Here is a 14,338-nt window from a genome sequence, read left to right on the forward strand (position 1 = left end):
CATTGCTGGCGATTGCAAACCATCGCTGGCTGTCACGAGCAGCGCGTCGTGGACGCTCTCACCGCGAAATATTTCATTCAACAAAAGGGCGGTTCAGAAGCACAGTAGTAGCATAATCCGGTATAATTGGGACAAAATACTCGAAAGCCTGCGTTCCTCCAAAGATTAATGGACTACTGCTCCGAACCAACTCGAACGGTATGACAACTGATAGCGAGGCGGACGAGTCCGACGGGACGGAGATAGAGCGACTCGACAAGGAGTACGTCTTCGGGACGTGGTCGTTCCAGAGCGAAGTCAGTCCGACGGAAGTCACCCACGCCGAAGGGGTTCGGTTCACCGACGCCGACGGCAACGAGTTCATCGACTTATCGAGCCAACTGATGTGCTCGAACCTCGGTCACTCGGCCGACGCGGTCGCGGACGCGGTCGCCGACCAGATGCGAGACGCCGCGTACGTCGCGCCGGGTTACACGACCGAGGCGCGCGCGAAGCTCGGCGAGAAGCTCGCCGAAATCACGCCGGGCGACCTCTCGAAGACGTTCTTCTCGACCAGCGGGACCGAAGCCGTCGAAGCCGCCATCAAAATCGCGCGCTTCTACACCGGCAACCACAAGATAGTCTCGCGCTACCGGTCGTACCACGGCGCGACGTACGGGTCCATCAGCGTCACCGGCGACCCCCGTCGCCTCGCGGCCGAACCGGGAATCCCCGGCACCATCAAGGCTCCCGACCCCTACGCCTACGGCTCGACGCTCGACCCGATGGAGAGCGTCGAGTACATCGACGAGATGCTCGAACTCGAAGGCGACACCGTCGCCGCGGTTCTGGTCGAACCCATCGTCGGGTCGAACGGGATTCTGGTACCACCGCCCGAGTATCTCCCGCGACTGAAGGAGATAGCTCACGACCACGGCGCGCTGCTCATCGTCGACGAGGTGATGAGCGGATTCGGTCGGACCGGCGAGTGGTTCGGCGCGGACGTGTTCGGCGTCGAACCCGACATCATGACGATGGCGAAGGGGCTGACCGGCGCGTACCAACCCCTCGGCGCGACCGTCGTCACCGACGACATCGCGGTCCACTTCGAGGACGAAATGTTCTGTCACGGCCACACGTACTCGGGCCATCCGGCCGCGGTCGCGGCGGGCCTCGCGGCCGTCGAGACCTACCAGGAGGAGAACCTCATCGAACGCGCGAGCGAGGTCGGCGAGTACCTCGGCGAGCGCGTCGACGCACTCGCCGAGCGCCACCCCAGCGTCGGCGAGGCGCGCGGCGTCGGCCTGTTCCGCGGCATCGAACTCACCAAGCGCGAAGACGAGCGGGTACCGTTCGGCGAACGGGCGGACAAGATTAGCAAGGGGAGTACGGTCGTGGACGAGGTCTCGGCGACCGCCTACGACCACGGCACGTACGTCGCGAACATGATAAACACGCTGATACTCGCCCCGCCGCTCACCATCACGGAAGCCGAGATAGACCAAGCCGTCGAGGCGCTCGACGCGGCGCTCGAAGTCTCCGACGACGCGATGGAGGAGTGACGACGCGGTCGCGTCCGTCTTCGTCCGCCCTCTCCATCCGGTGTCGCTCAACCGTCGTCGGGCCGTATCCACGCCAGCGTGTCACCTCGTCCGAATTCGGCGTCTTCGCCGAGGACGATTTCGTCGAGCGTCCCGCTCGTCGGGGCCGGAACGTCCACGCTCACTTTCTCGACCTGAAACTCACACAGGTCGTCGCCCGCCTCGACCCGAGCGCCCTCGCCGACGAACCAGTTGACGACGACCGCCTCCTCGGCGTCCGCGCCGTCGGGCCACACGTCCGCCGTCTCGACGGGGACGCGGTCGGAATTTCCGCTCATGTCCGGTGGGCGCTTCTGACGGCGTCGGCGATGTCGTCGGTGTCCGGAATCACCTCGTCTTCCATCGGTCGCGCGTACGGAATCGGCACGTCCGGGACCGCGACGCGCTCGACGGCTTCGAGGTCGGCGAGACCGTCCTCGGCCACGCTCGCGACGATTTCGCCGGTCACGCCGAACGAGCGGTAGTCCTCGTCCACGACGACCAGTCGGCCGGTCTTCGCGACAGATTCTCGGACGGTGTCGGTGTCGAGCGGAACGAGCGTCCGGAGGTCGATGATTTCTGCGTCGATGTCCTCGTCGGCGAGCGATTCGGCGGCGTCGAGCGCGCGGTGGACGTGGAGTCCGAGCGTGACGACCGTCACGTCCTCGCCCTCGCGCTTCACGTCGGCGCTTCCGAACGGAATCGTGTAGTCATCCTTCGGAACGCCGGTCTTCGGGCCGTCGGGCGCGGGCATCCACCCGATACCCATCAGGCGCTTGTGGAACAGGTAGACGACCGGGTCGTCGTCGCGGATGGCGTTGTGCATCAACCCCTTCGCGTCGTAGGCCGTCGAGGGGACGACGACTTTCATTCCGGGGAGGTGGGCGAAGGTGCCGTACAGCGTCTGGGAGTGCTGGGCGGCGTCGTTGTACGTCCCGCCCACCGCCGCCGTGAGGACCATCGGAACGGACACGCTCCCGCCGCTCATGTACGTGTTCTTCGCCATCTGATTGTAGATTTGGTCCATGCCGACGCCGAAGAAGTCCACGAACATGAGTTCCGCAATCGGGCGCATTCCGGCTTGGGCCGCGCCCACCGCGGCACCGATGTACGCGGTCTCGCTGATGGGCACGTCCATGATGCGGTCGTGACCGAACTCATCGAGCAGGCCGTCCGTGCTGTCGAAGATGCCGCCGTAATCTGCAACGTCCTCGCCCATGTAGAACACCTCGTCGTTCTCGCGCATCTCGTGGGCGATGGCCTCGACCATCGCTCGGCTCATCGTGAGCGACCGCTCGGTGGCCTGTTGCTCGCTTTCCTCCTGTTGGGCCATCAGTCGTCACCTCCCGTGACCTCGGCGGACGGGTCGCTCTCCGTAACTCCCGACGGCGGATTCGAGAACACGTCGTCGTGGGCGTCCGCCGGGTCGGGTTCGGGTTGGTCCTTCGCCCACTCGATGGCCTCCTCGACGCGCTCGTGGGCGCGCTCGCGCGACTCTTGAATCGTCGTGTCCTCGACGCCGTGGGCACGAAGGTCTTCGGCGAGCCGCTCGATGGAGTCGCGCTGTTCGGCCGCCGCCTTGTCCTCGTCCGGGCGGTAGCTCTCGGGGTCGCCCATGAAGTGTCCCATGCGCCGGTGGACCTGGACTTCGAGGAGCGTCGGGCCGTTGCCGTCGCGGGCGCGTCCGACCGCCTCCTTCGCGGCGTCGTAGATGGAGACGGCGTCGTCCACGTCCACGCGAGCGCCCGGCAGGTCGAACCCGCCCGCGCGCTGTGCGCCGTTTTCCACGTCGGTCACGCGCTCTTTCGGCATGCTGATTGCCCAGTCGTTGTCCTCGACGACGAACACGACCGGGAGGTCGTGGACCGCCGCCATGTTGAGCGATTCTAAGAACGCGCCCTGGTCGATTGCGCCCTCGCCGAGGAACGCGACGGCCACGCTGTCGGTGTTGCGCTTCTTCGCGGCGAGTCCGGCACCGATTGCGGGCGGACACCCCTCGGCGATGATGCCCGAACACGCGAAGTTCACATCCGGGTCAAACAGGTGCATGTGCCCGCCTTTGCCCTTGCTGAGGCCGGTCTCCCGGCCGAAGATTTCTGCGGTCATCCGCTTCAAATCGACGCCCTTCGCGATGGCGATGTGGTGCGGCCGGTGCGGGGCGGTGACCGTGTCGTCGTCTCGGAGGTGCTGGCAGACGCCCGCGCCCGAGGCTTCGTGGCCCGCCGCGAGGTGGAGTTCGCCCGGAATCGGCCCGGCCGAAATGTCGAACGCTGGCTGTTTGCCGTCGAGATACTCCTCCTGAAGGCGCTCCTCGTAGTGGCGCGCTGTCACCATCTCCTCGTACATCTCGTGAAGTTCGCTAACACCCACCATGATACCGTTCGATTGACGGCATCTACCCGTAAATAAGTATGCTGCCAGCCAAGTCGCCGTCTCTCAGTCCTGATTCCGAATCCGAGGGACTCACAGACTACGGTGCGAATTGGGCGAGCAGGGGTGATTCATCTGCAACCGATGGGAAAGTCTGAGCGCGGTAACACGGCGTGTTCTTCTCGAAAAAGGACTTCGATGCCATAAATACATCATTTCAGCGTCAGTTCGTAGTCACCACGTCAGTCCTTCGTAGATGATACCATCGCGCCGCTCGATTACTCGCCGACCGTCCACTACTACGGAGTTCACCATCGTCTCGAACTCAGTGTCGAGCGCTGCGAACTCGTTCTAGTCCGTCACGACCGGACACGGCCAAGCTGTCGGCTGAATAGCAATCGACAGATCTCAGGGTTTTTGCTGGCGGCGTGTTCGAATGCACACGGTGCAGATTCTCTGTTATCAGTTTCCTGTACTTTGTTACACCCTCTTCCGTGGACCTCTCCCGTTGCTGCTTCTCTCGCTTACGACGGAGTGGCGGTTAACGGAACGGCTATTCTCCGAAAGGTACGCTGTGTGAAGGGATGTAGACTGCCGTTTTGTAGTGCTGAGAAATACCTCTATAGGAAAGTGAATTCTCTATCGCTACTGCTCTACTCTACGGCTTAGAAGCCGCCTAAACTCGATTCTCCTCTCAAAGTTACTGTTATTGAATTGGCCTCTCATTGTCGGTGTCTGTATTGCGTGGTCTTCCGAGCGGGTTCGACGGTACGACGCGGACTTGCGTGTCGAATTCGGCGTTTTGAATATTGGGATTCAAACCGTACCGGCACTCCTCGATGAGGGTGAAACTGGTTCGAGAGCCATTCCTTTGGAAGAAAATACGGGATACTGTGTCTGCACCACGAGATATGACTGTAGATGTCCAGACTTCGAGAGACACATATCTGTAGGTACACTTCTGATTCTCTGTCGAATTCGAGACGTTAGGGTAGAAGATGTCTTTCAGAACCTTCCTCTACATCTGCGTTTCAGCGTCTCTCTGCATGGTTTACAACTCGAGAAGAAATTCTCGTACAATCTGTGTATCGAACTCCGCGAGAACACTCTACACCAGTCCATAATATCCACTTTTTCGGCGGCCCACGGGTGTAGACGAATCGTGCTCTCTTTAGAATTCTACTACGGTCTCTCAGTTGTCGGCTTGAGAATCCAGTATTCAACACGATATGTTCTGAGAACTCCGGAAAAATGGTGTAGGGGTGGTCTAAGCATTCAGGCAGTCAACGGTAAGTCGGCAGACCTACAGTCTATTCGAAGAGCAATACGCGCGAGTGTATCAATGCACGACCTTCCGACCGTCTTGTTGCGGTACTTCACGGTGTACGGCCCGCGGATTCCCCCGAACATGGCAATCTCGAGTTTCGTCTCGCGTTGTACGAACAGCGAACCACCAGTCATCTACGGCGACGGCACCCAGGTCCGGGACTTCACGTACATAGATGACAAATATCGACACTGACGTACCACTTCAGAGCCTTTATATTACGTCCCTGAGCGAAATAGCCTGATGGTCTCGGGCTACCGGTACCGCGCGGTGAGCGTCCTCGGCACCGTTTCGGGGTCGATGCTCGCCGTGTACGTCGCGAACCTCTCGGCGGTGCAGTCGGCGCTGACCACGGTGTTTCCGCTCATCCGAAGGCTCAACGCGACCGTGCTCTCGGGCGAGGCTCTCGTGCTGGCGATGGCGACGACTGCGGCGGTCACGGTCGGCTGTTTCGTACCGCTGTACAAACCCCGACCGCGACGGATTCTGGATACGTTACTGATCGCCCAGAAGCGAGTCGTCGTCGCCGGGCTGGCGCTCGCAGCAATCGGATACTTCGATTATACGTATCGCTTGCCGCGTTCAACGCTGGTAGTGACGGTGACGACGCTGTTCGTCGTGCTCCCGTGGTGGTTCGTCGCAATTCGTCGGCGTCCGGTCGGAGGGGAGCGTACAGTCGTCGTCGGCGACGACCCGGCGGAGATTCAAGACGTGCTCAACGTTATCGACGTACCGGTGGTGGGGTACGTCTCGCCGCCGAGCCAGTACTACGTGGCGAGTGAGTCCGAGGAGACCGAACTGGCGGCGACTGCAGTCGCAGATGGGAGCGGTCGAGAGATGTTAGAAGATGTTGAGTATCTCGGAGGGCTCTCGCGCTTCGACGAGGTGATCGTAGAGTACGACGTCGACACGGCAGTACTGGCGTTCGGGCAAGCGGACCGCGCGGAGTTCTTCGGTGCGCTCGATACCTGCTACGAACACGGTCTCGAAGCTAAGGTCCACCGCGACCACGCCGACGACGTGCTGACCGACTCGTCCGGCGCGGACGGCGAGCTGGTCGCGGTTGATTTGGAACCGTGGGATTGGCAGGATTACGTGTTCAAGCGTGCGTTCGACGTACTGTTTTCGGTGGTTGGATTGGTGGCGTTCGTACCATTCATCGTCGTGATTGCGGCGGCTATCAAACTCGACAGTCCGGGTCCGGTACTGTACAGTCAGGAGCGAACCGCGGAGTTCGGCGAGACGTTCGAGGTGTACAAGTTCCGGAGTATGGTGACGGACGCGGAAGCCGAGACGGGTGCGACGATTAGCGAGGAGGACGCTGGCGGTATCGACCCCCGCGTGACTCGAGTCGGGTGTTTCATTCGTAAGACGCATCTCGACGAGATTCCACAGTTGTGGTCCATCTTGGTCGGCGACATGAGCGTCGTCGGTCCTCGCCCCGAGCGGCCCGAATTGGATGCGGACATCCGAACTGGCGTCGTAGAGTGGCGAAAACGCTGGTTCATCAAGCCGGGCCTGACCGGCTTGGCGCAAATCAATGGTGCGACCGGCCACAAGCCCGAGGAGAAACTTCGGCTTGACATCAGGTACATCCGCATGCGGTCGTTCTGGTTCGACGTGAAAATCGTCGTCCGACAAGTGTGGGACGTTCTGATGGGTTTGAGATATTCCAGAAGGCGCTAAGTTGTGGACGTTTAAATTATGTCTGAGAGTAGTGACTCGTACGCTTCGACAGCGTGAGCTTTAGTATAGTTATTCTCTAACGCCGTCCGAGCATTCTGCCCGTACCTCGACACTTCAGCGGGATTATCGGCCCACAGGGCAATGGTTTTGGCGGCTTTTTCTGCATCGGAGGGCGAGATATATTCGCCGCAGGACTCTTCGCGGACAACTCGAGCGACTTCGTCGCTTTCACCCACGACAGCAAGAACAGGCATTCCCGCCGCGAGCGACGAATAGAGTTTCGAAGAGACACACATACCCTCCATCTCGGGTTTGATGCCGACAAGAGATGCATCTGCGCACGTGAGTGTTTCCGGGAGTCGATCACGCGGTTGAAAAGGAAGGAATCGAATATTTTTGACATCGCTTTCAGTAACGTACTGAATCAGTTCTTCCTTACGAGCACCCTCCCCAATTATCAGTAACTCAATATCTTCTCTACCTTGCTTCTCGAGTATATCAATAGCGTCGATTACAGTTTTCAGTTCGTGGAACCGACCGATATTCCCGGAATACAAGACGGTGAATTTTTCGCGCGTGCCCTGCTCCGCTGCGAACTCGTTCTTGGTCTTCGCCATCGGTTGGATGAACTCTTCGTCCTCCCAGTTTGGGATAACGCTGACCTTCTCGGGGTCAAATCCAGCATCGGCCCCCATCTTTTCGACGAGGCGGTCCTCCATCGAACCGCCAAGAACCACGATTCGGTCGGCATCACGGTAGAGTATTCGCATTCCTCGCTCCCAGATTCGGGCGATGAGACTGTCTTCCGAGAGGATACCGAGTCCAATGGGCATATCGGGATACATGTCGTGGATGAGATAAACGTACGGAGTTCCAGATACTCGCTTTTTCACCCATGCTGCGAACGGGAGGATGGGTGGGTTCGAAACGACGAGCAGTACGTCGGTCTGCCGTCTAGCGAGATGGAGCGTGGTTAGCAGCGTGAACGAAAGCCAGTTCACGATTCGAAGGACGAGTGAATCCTTGTCGAAACGGGTTCCACGAAGACGCCGGACAGAGACGTCTTCGTGTCTCTCCCTCTTTGAAACGGCTTTATGCTGGTCAATATCGTGATAGTTCGGGAGATTGGTCACTGCAGAAACGTCGTACGACTCCGAGAGTTCAACTGCCAACTCGGTGAGTAACTGCGCCGTAGATGATTCCTCAGGGTAGAAGTATTCAGTCAGAAATGTGAGCATTTTGGCGTCACGGGAGCCCATTGATTGTGAGTTCTCGTTGTCGAACTTGGATATGTCGTTTCCGGTGTCCCGGTTTTCTGAATAGAAAGATAAATTGCGGAGAAGTGGGAGGGTACCAATGATGGATTTGAAAGGTCGACTCGCTGAACGCCCGGTCTTCGTGACCGGCGCAGATGGGTTCGTCGGTTCGCATCTCGTAGACCATCTACTCAAGTTGGAGGCGGACGTACACGCGTTCGTTAGAGCGACTTCGAGCGGCGAGTTAAACAACATTCGACAGCACCGGGAGAACATAACAATTCACCGGGGGGACCTGCGAGACAAACACTCGGTCGAGCGCGCGCTCTCCGCGTTGAAAGGCCACGACGATGCGCTCGTCTTTCATCTCGGTGCGCAGGCACACGTCGGCGAGTCGTGGGAACGTCCGTACGAGACGGTCGATACGAACGTCACCGGAACGCTGAATCTCCTCCAATCTATCGTGGACCTTGACCTCGACATTGCGAAGTTCGACACGGCAGGGACGAGCGAAGAGTACGGAAACGTCAAATCGGAGATGGCGGAGAAACACGACTTCGAAGACGACGGACGCGTGTTGCTCAGCGAACGGTCGCCGGTAAATCCCACCAGCGTTTATGCAACTTCGAAGTTGGCTGCCGACTTCTTGACGATGAACTACTACGACGGCTATGGGATTCCGACGGTCACGACGCGGATGTTCAATAACTACGGGCCGAGACAGAATCCGCGATACATCACTGGGACAATTATCACACAAGCCCTCGAACGAGATGTAGTTGAGTTGGGGAATCTGACTCCCAAGCGTGATATGTGTTACGTCAGTGACGGCGTTAGAGGACACCTCCACGTCGCGCTGGAGGGAAACCCGGGCGAGCAGTACGTCTACGGTTACGGTGAGAATATCTCGATGCGTGAGTGGACCAACACTATCCTTGAAGTCGGAGCGGAGTACGACTTCTGGGACACGGTCGAAATCGTGCAAGACGAAGAGCGATACCGACCCGGAGACAGCGATGTGGAGGAACTGCTCGTCGGGTACGAGAAACTTCACGAAGAAACCAACTGGGAACCGAAAGTCGACTGGCGCGAGGGTATCAAAAGAACTATTGAGTGGTACGCCGGTAACAAAGAAAGCTGGTACGGGAGGGTCGATTGGCGATGACCGACGCCTTCTGGGATGGGAAGACCGTCATGGTGACTGGTGGGGCAGGATTTCTCGGCAGCCACCTCGTCGACGAACTCGAACGACGGTCGGACGAGGTCGATATATTCGTTCCCCGGAGTGTCGAGTATGATCTCCGAGAGAAGGCCGACATTAAGCGCGCATTCGAGGATTCGAACGCTGACGTCGTGATACATCTTGCAGCAACCGTCGGGGGTATCGGAGCGAATCGGAAGAACCCCGGGCGGTACTTTTACGACAACGCCGTTATGGGAATCGAACTCCTCGAACAGGCGCGCCAGTACGGCGTGAAGAAGTTCACAATTCTCGGCACCATCTGCGCTTATCCGAAGCACACTGACGTTCCGTTCAGCGAAGACGATTTATTCGACGGATACCCGGAGGAGACTAACGCTCCCTACGGTATCGCAAAGAAGGCGCTGTTGACTCAGTCGCGCGCCTACCGAAAGCAGTACGACTTCGACAGTATCTACTTGATGCCGGTCAATCTGTACGGGCCACGTGACGACTTCGACCTGGAAACGTCTCACGTCATTCCCGCGATTATCCGGAAGTGCGTCGAAGCCCGCGAGCGCGGTGACGACCGTATCACCGCCTGGGGGACCGGAGAGCCGACCAGAGAGTTCCTCTACGTGAAAGACGCGGCGGAAGGGATTTTGGATGCGACTGAGCGATATGACAACTCTGACCCAGTGAACCTCGGAAGCGGAATGGAAATCAGTATCCGGGACCTGATAGAGACTATCGCGGAACTGACCAACTTCGAGGGCGAGGTCGTCTGGGACACGTCCAAGCCAGACGGTCAGCCACGGCGTTGTCTCGACGTGTCGCGCGCGAAAGAGCGGTTCGACTGGGAAGCAACGACGCTCTTCGAAGATGGACTTCGTGAAACCGTCGCATGGTACGAGAACAACCGCACAGAGATTCTGGCCGATGACTGAGTGGATTTCCGACGACGACTGGGCGACTATCGTTCGACACGTCCCTATTGTGTCGGTTGACCTCGTGGTCAAATGTGATGCCGGTATCGTACTGGGTGAACGACAGAACGAGCCCGCGAAAGGAGAGTGGTTCGTTCCGGGCGGGCGTGTCCAGAAACACGAGACGCTCCGCGAGGCGGTTTACCGAGTTGCCGAGGAGGAACTCGGTATCGAGGTTGACATCGTCGAGCGACTCGGCGCGTACGAACACTTCTACGAAACCGCTGACGTGTCCGAAGCCGGTGGAAAACATTATCTCGCAAACGGGTTCGTCGTGGAAGCCACGACTCGCCCCTCGGAAACCGATGCTCAACACAGCGAATTACGGGCGTTCGAAGAACTGCCCACCGACCTCCACGAGTACACGCGAGATTATCTGGTCGATACGTCGGGCGTCGAACATGAACTGTAACCCAACCCTCTCCGACCGAAGCTCAGTTTAGATACCCAAGGTCTTTGAGCCTGTCCTGTACCTCCCCGTCCTCGATTTCTGTTTTCGTCACGTCTCGTCCGCGGCCTACCGATCGACCGTCTGCGGCGGTGTGGAGGCGTAGTCGCTCAGCGAGACGTTCACCTACCTCGGGGTTGTCCGAAAGCACGTCCTGTTGCTCGCTGGGATCCGTTTCGTGGTCGAACAGGAGTTCCTCGTTACGGGTATCGTCGCGGATGTAGCGCCATCGGTTGGTGCGGACGCTTCCGTTGTACTCGGGTGTGAGGTCGGCTTCGCTGAACGCCACACGGGCGTCGTCCGAGTTCCCGAACAGCGACCGACCCGAGAACGTCGAGGAAGATGTGCCACCGGCGCGCTCGACCAACGTCGGTGCGACATCCACGAGTTCAGTCAGGCTGTCCACGTGTCCACTCTCGCGGTCGGGGTCACGGACTATGAGCGGGACGTGCGTGAGTTCTTCGTAAAGATGGTGAGGGTGGGAGTACTTGCCGTGTTCGCGGAACTGCTCGCCGTGGTCGGACGTAAGAACCGTAACCGTATCTTCGAACACGCCGCGAGTTCGGAATCCGTCGAATAGCTCGCCGAGACAGCGGTCGGTGTACTTGACCTCGATCCGGTATAGCTCTTCGAGCCGGTCGTGTTCGGCCTCGGTGACCTCGTCGGGTTGCTTTAGTGCCTTCCGCCACAGGCGTTCACCGCGATACTTGTTCAGATACGTACTCCCTGATTTGGCCTGATATGGGCCGTGAACGTCCATGTAGTGGAGCCAGAGAAAGAATGGCCGGTTTCCGTCGCGGGCGTCGAGCCAGTCGAGCGCCCGGTCGTTGAGTTTCTCCGCGGGGAGGTAGGCGTGCTTTCTGAACACTCGAAGTAGCTTGTCGGTAAGAATCTTCGCGCGACCCGAGAAGTGATCGATTCCTGAGAGCGGAAGGCGAGCGTCGAAGGTGTCGAACCCCCGATCGAAGCCGAAGAGGTTCGAGAGCAAAGGATTGGAGTGGAATCCCGCGGTTTCGTACCCCCGTTCTCGGAGTCTTTCGGGAAGCGTCGGTTCGTCGTCGATATAGACTCCGACGGTGCTGTCGGAGAACTTCGTGTACTGAAGGCCGCTGGGATACCGAGACGTGAACAACGAGGGCATCGAGAACGTAGTGAACGCTCCCTGTGAGAAGGCGTTTTTGTAGACGATGCCTTCGTCTGCAAGGGAATCGTGGACAGGCGTATCGCACTTAGAGTCGTAGATCGCGTCGGCACGAAGCGAGTCCGTCGTTATTAAAACGATGTTCGGACTGGTGAGAGTCATCGGCGTAACTGGAATCTGTATCGCGGTACGCTTATGCTCTCCGTTTTATTCGAGGAGTGCGGATTCGATGGTGTCGATACCCTCAGCCATTATCTCTTCCCAAGCGTACCGTTCGGTTACAAACTGCCGACCGGCATCGCCTAAACGTGTCCGCTTCGTCGAGTCAGCGAGAAGTCCGACGACTGCATCGGCGAACGTCTCCGGGTCATCTCGTACCAAGACGCCAGCGTTGTCTGACACGTCGAGACCAACCGTTCCGACCGGAGTCGAGACGACTGGGCGCCGCATCGATAGCGACTCGAGGACTTTGAGCTTTGAACCGCCACCGAATCGGAAGGGGGCGACCGTCAGGGCGGCAGACTCGTACCAAGGGACGACTCGGTCAACTTCTCCATGGACGCGGACACCGCCGACTGTTCCTAATTTCTCGACCGATGGAGTTGGATTTCGCCCGATAATTTGGAACACGGCGTTCGGTCGCTGTTCCCGAACGAAGGGCCACGCGTTCTCCACGAACCACGAAAGTGCATCCGTGTTCATACGAACGTCAAGCGACCCAACGAACTGAATCGTGTCGTCAATTGCACCTGCTCGTTTATCGGAGTCGAACTTCTGGACATCGACGCCGTTCGGGACGGTCCATACCGGAATCCCTCTGGACCACCGTCGCGTTCGTTCTGCGTCGTTGTCCGATACCGCTAAGAATCCATCGACGCGCTCGGTAAGCGTTCGTCGCAACCGCCGAAGCTTCCAGATGTTCGCGCGGGCGAACAAGCGAGTTCCGACGCCCCCGTCGAGAAATGATTCCCAATATCTTACGTCCTCGTTGTGCTCATCAACGACGACAGGTGCGGAGACGGAAGGCGGCAGAGCCGGAACAGTCGTTGCGAAGTTGACCCACACTAAATTGAATGACTGCTCTCGAAGAACGCGGTGAGTCCGACGGCGAAGGGCGGGGGTAACAAATCGACACACACGGTAGCTATCTGTCGATGTACAGAAGTGACCGAGTGCATCACGACGACTACGCTCGTGAGAAACCGGTTCGACGGTAACGCCCAGAGATTCCACTTCCGAAATATAGTCGAAGGCAGTACTGTCTTGTATAAGTGAGACAAGCGTTATATCGAAGCGACTTGCAAGCTCTACCAAGGCGTGATACTCCCGAATTTGGGTCCCTGACCGCTTCGGGAGTGGGAAGCGCGGAGCGAGAACCAAGCACGTGCGTTTGCCGGACATGATTATAGCAAGGAACGGTTCTGACGGAACACGTTTCGAGCCATCGTCGAAAGCGGTTTCAACTGTCCGCCGAAGGCGAGTTCTGGAGCGTCCCTGTGGAGCTCTACTGTACGATTTACTGCCTTTAACCGGCGTGGAACGCCGGAAAACATAATATCCGAAGCGCGACCCAACCGATACGGAAATCCGAACTCTGCTCCGTACGTGCGGCGCATCTTCTTCCCTTCTGTTTTCATCTTGTCGCGTGCCTTCAGAATTTTTCGGTTCGGGTGATTTCTGTCTCCTGCAAGGACGTCCTCAACGTGTCGGAAATCGTAATCCTGAGCTAAACGTAGCCAGAATTCATAATCCATCACGTATTCGAGGGACGTGTCGAGGCGTTCATCTTCGAGCACATTTGACCGGAAGAACAGCGCGGGCTGTTCGATGAAACAGCCTCGCAACAACCGATTGTAGTCGAAGTTCGGGACGCACCGAACCTTCAACACCTCCGACTCGGCGTCGATGAGGGCGATGTCTCCGTAGATAACGTCGGCATCGTATCGTCGAAAGTATTCGACGACGCGCTCGGCGGTTCGCGTGTCAAAGAACACGTCGTCGGAGTTCAGCCACGCAACGACATCCCCTGTGGCCATATCAAATCCCTTGTTTATTGCATCAGATTGTCCATTGTCGGGCTCGGACTTCCATCTGATGGCCTCGTCGTAGGATTCGAGAAGTTCCACCGTTCCGTCGTTGCTCTCTCCGTCGACGACGATGTGTTCAATGTCTTCATAAGTTTGGCACCGAACCGATTCCAGCGTTTCTTCGATAAAATCCACTTGGTTGTACGATGGCGTCACGACGGAGATCATGATGTCGTAAAGGGCGTTTCTGTAGAATCCGCTCCCATGCCGAGTAAGAGTCTATCAACGTGCCGGTGCATGTCTCATACATCTTTGCACCACTGTATTAAATATCTTGTAAACCGGTCCAGGCGTCGGT

The 14,338-nt window shown here is 58.3% G+C and carries 12 protein-coding genes and 1 pseudogene; 6 read left to right on the plus strand and 7 right to left on the minus strand.

The window, feature by feature from the left end; all coding sequences use genetic code 11:
• The first annotated feature begins 200 nt into the window (after positions 1-200).
• On the plus strand, positions 201-1,541 hold the full coding sequence (locus EKH81_RS03025) for an aminotransferase family protein (RefSeq protein ID WP_132057819.1): 1,341 nt from the start codon (positions 201-203) through the stop codon (positions 1,539-1,541).
• A 47-nt stretch (positions 1,542-1,588) separates the two neighbouring features.
• On the opposite strand, the gene EKH81_RS03030 is transcribed toward EKH81_RS03025, so the two are convergent.
• Genes EKH81_RS03030 through EKH81_RS03040 form a run of 3 tightly spaced genes read right to left on the minus strand, consistent with a single transcriptional unit; the run spans position 1,589 to position 3,905 of the window.
• On the minus strand, positions 1,589-1,858 hold the full coding sequence (locus tag EKH81_RS03030) for a lipoyl domain-containing protein (protein WP_132057818.1): 270 nt from the start codon (positions 1,856-1,858) through the stop codon (positions 1,589-1,591).
• Positions 1,855-2,892 carry an alpha-ketoacid dehydrogenase subunit beta gene (locus tag EKH81_RS03035; protein WP_132057817.1) on the minus strand — a complete coding sequence of 346 codons (1,038 nt, stop codon included), beginning with the start codon at positions 2,890-2,892 and terminating at the stop codon, positions 1,855-1,857. Before EKH81_RS03035 ends, EKH81_RS03030 begins: the two co-directional genes overlap by 4 nt.
• Positions 2,892-3,905, minus strand: coding sequence for a thiamine pyrophosphate-dependent dehydrogenase E1 component subunit alpha (locus tag EKH81_RS03040; RefSeq protein ID WP_132058220.1), 1,014 nt, complete (start codon positions 3,903-3,905; stop codon positions 2,892-2,894). Before EKH81_RS03040 ends, EKH81_RS03035 begins: the two co-directional genes overlap by 1 nt.
• Before the next feature lie 1,366 nt (positions 3,906-5,271).
• Here EKH81_RS03040 and EKH81_RS03050 point away from each other — a divergent pair.
• Both EKH81_RS03050 and EKH81_RS03055 read left to right on the plus strand, forming a co-directional pair.
• Positions 5,272-5,436 (plus strand): annotated as a pseudogene (locus tag EKH81_RS03050) (NAD-dependent epimerase/dehydratase family protein); the annotation flags it as partial.
• 63 nt (positions 5,437-5,499) lie between these two features.
• On the plus strand, positions 5,500-6,942 hold the full coding sequence (locus EKH81_RS03055) for a sugar transferase (RefSeq protein WP_132057816.1): 1,443 nt from the start codon (positions 5,500-5,502) through the stop codon (positions 6,940-6,942).
• A gap of 11 nt (positions 6,943-6,953) precedes the next feature.
• Here the strand turns inward: EKH81_RS03055 and EKH81_RS03060 are convergent, their stop codons facing one another.
• The gene (locus EKH81_RS03060) at positions 6,954-8,201 is read right to left on the minus strand and encodes a glycosyltransferase family 4 protein (protein WP_132057815.1); all 1,248 of its coding nucleotides are present in this window, start codon (positions 8,199-8,201) and stop codon (positions 6,954-6,956) included.
• A gap of 139 nt (positions 8,202-8,340) precedes the next feature.
• Between EKH81_RS03060 and EKH81_RS03065 the strand changes: the two genes are divergently transcribed.
• Genes EKH81_RS03065 through EKH81_RS03075 form a run of 3 tightly spaced genes read left to right on the plus strand, consistent with a single transcriptional unit; the run spans position 8,341 to position 10,776 of the window.
• On the plus strand, positions 8,341-9,363 hold the full coding sequence (locus EKH81_RS03065) for a GDP-mannose 4,6-dehydratase (protein ID WP_238392104.1): 1,023 nt from the start codon (positions 8,341-8,343) through the stop codon (positions 9,361-9,363).
• A complete protein-coding gene (locus EKH81_RS03070) occupies positions 9,360-10,325 on the plus strand; it encodes a GDP-L-fucose synthase family protein (protein ID WP_162224353.1) in 966 nt (321 codons plus the stop codon). Before EKH81_RS03065 ends, EKH81_RS03070 begins: the two co-directional genes overlap by 4 nt.
• The gene (locus tag EKH81_RS03075) at positions 10,318-10,776 is read left to right on the plus strand and encodes an NUDIX domain-containing protein (protein WP_132057813.1); all 459 of its coding nucleotides are present in this window, start codon (positions 10,318-10,320) and stop codon (positions 10,774-10,776) included. The genes EKH81_RS03070 and EKH81_RS03075 overlap by 8 nt, the downstream gene beginning before the upstream one ends.
• A 22-nt stretch (positions 10,777-10,798) precedes the next feature.
• Here EKH81_RS03075 and EKH81_RS03080 read toward each other — a convergent pair whose 3' ends face one another.
• Genes EKH81_RS03080 through EKH81_RS03090 form a run of 3 tightly spaced genes read right to left on the minus strand, consistent with a single transcriptional unit; the run spans position 10,799 to position 14,208 of the window.
• Positions 10,799-12,115: a sulfatase family protein gene (locus tag EKH81_RS03080; RefSeq protein ID WP_132057812.1), complete on the minus strand. Its 1,317-nt coding sequence runs from the start codon at positions 12,113-12,115 to the stop codon at positions 10,799-10,801.
• 45 nt (positions 12,116-12,160) lie between these two features.
• Positions 12,161-13,354, minus strand: a complete 1,194-nt coding sequence (locus tag EKH81_RS03085; protein WP_132057811.1) for a glycosyltransferase family 4 protein — start codon at positions 13,352-13,354, stop codon at positions 12,161-12,163.
• Positions 13,355-13,356: 2 nt separating this feature from the next.
• Positions 13,357-14,208 carry a glycosyltransferase family 2 protein gene (locus tag EKH81_RS03090; RefSeq protein WP_132057810.1) on the minus strand — a complete coding sequence of 284 codons (852 nt, stop codon included), beginning with the start codon at positions 14,206-14,208 and terminating at the stop codon, positions 13,357-13,359.
• Positions 14,209-14,338: the final 130 nt, after the last annotated feature.

The organism is Halorussus amylolyticus, assembly GCF_004143485.2.
GTDB classification, from domain to species: domain Archaea; phylum Halobacteriota; class Halobacteria; order Halobacteriales; family Haladaptataceae; genus Halorussus; species Halorussus amylolyticus.

Coding starts and splice junctions, on each gene's coding strand:
- EKH81_RS03085 (WP_132057811.1), bottom strand. CDS start 13,354: ATGTCCGGCAAACGCACGTGCTTGGTTCTCGCTCCGCGCTTCCCACTC.
- EKH81_RS03055 (WP_132057816.1), top strand. CDS start 5,500: ATGGTCTCGGGCTACCGGTACCGCGCGGTGAGCGTCCTCGGCACCGTT.
- EKH81_RS03060 (WP_132057815.1), bottom strand. CDS start 8,201: ATGGGCTCCCGTGACGCCAAAATGCTCACATTTCTGACTGAATACTTC.
- EKH81_RS03035 (WP_132057817.1), bottom strand. CDS start 2,892: ATGGCCCAACAGGAGGAAAGCGAGCAACAGGCCACCGAGCGGTCGCTC.
- EKH81_RS03075 (WP_132057813.1), top strand. CDS start 10,318: ATGACTGAGTGGATTTCCGACGACGACTGGGCGACTATCGTTCGACAC.
- EKH81_RS03070 (WP_162224353.1), top strand. CDS start 9,360: ATGACCGACGCCTTCTGGGATGGGAAGACCGTCATGGTGACTGGTGGG.
- EKH81_RS03040 (WP_132058220.1), bottom strand. CDS start 3,905: ATGTACGAGGAGATGGTGACAGCGCGCCACTACGAGGAGCGCCTTCAG.
- EKH81_RS03080 (WP_132057812.1), bottom strand. CDS start 12,115: ATGACTCTCACCAGTCCGAACATCGTTTTAATAACGACGGACTCGCTT.
- EKH81_RS03090 (WP_132057810.1), bottom strand. CDS start 14,208: ATGATCTCCGTCGTGACGCCATCGTACAACCAAGTGGATTTTATCGAA.
- EKH81_RS03025 (WP_132057819.1), top strand. CDS start 201: ATGACAACTGATAGCGAGGCGGACGAGTCCGACGGGACGGAGATAGAG.
- EKH81_RS03030 (WP_132057818.1), bottom strand. CDS start 1,858: ATGAGCGGAAATTCCGACCGCGTCCCCGTCGAGACGGCGGACGTGTGG.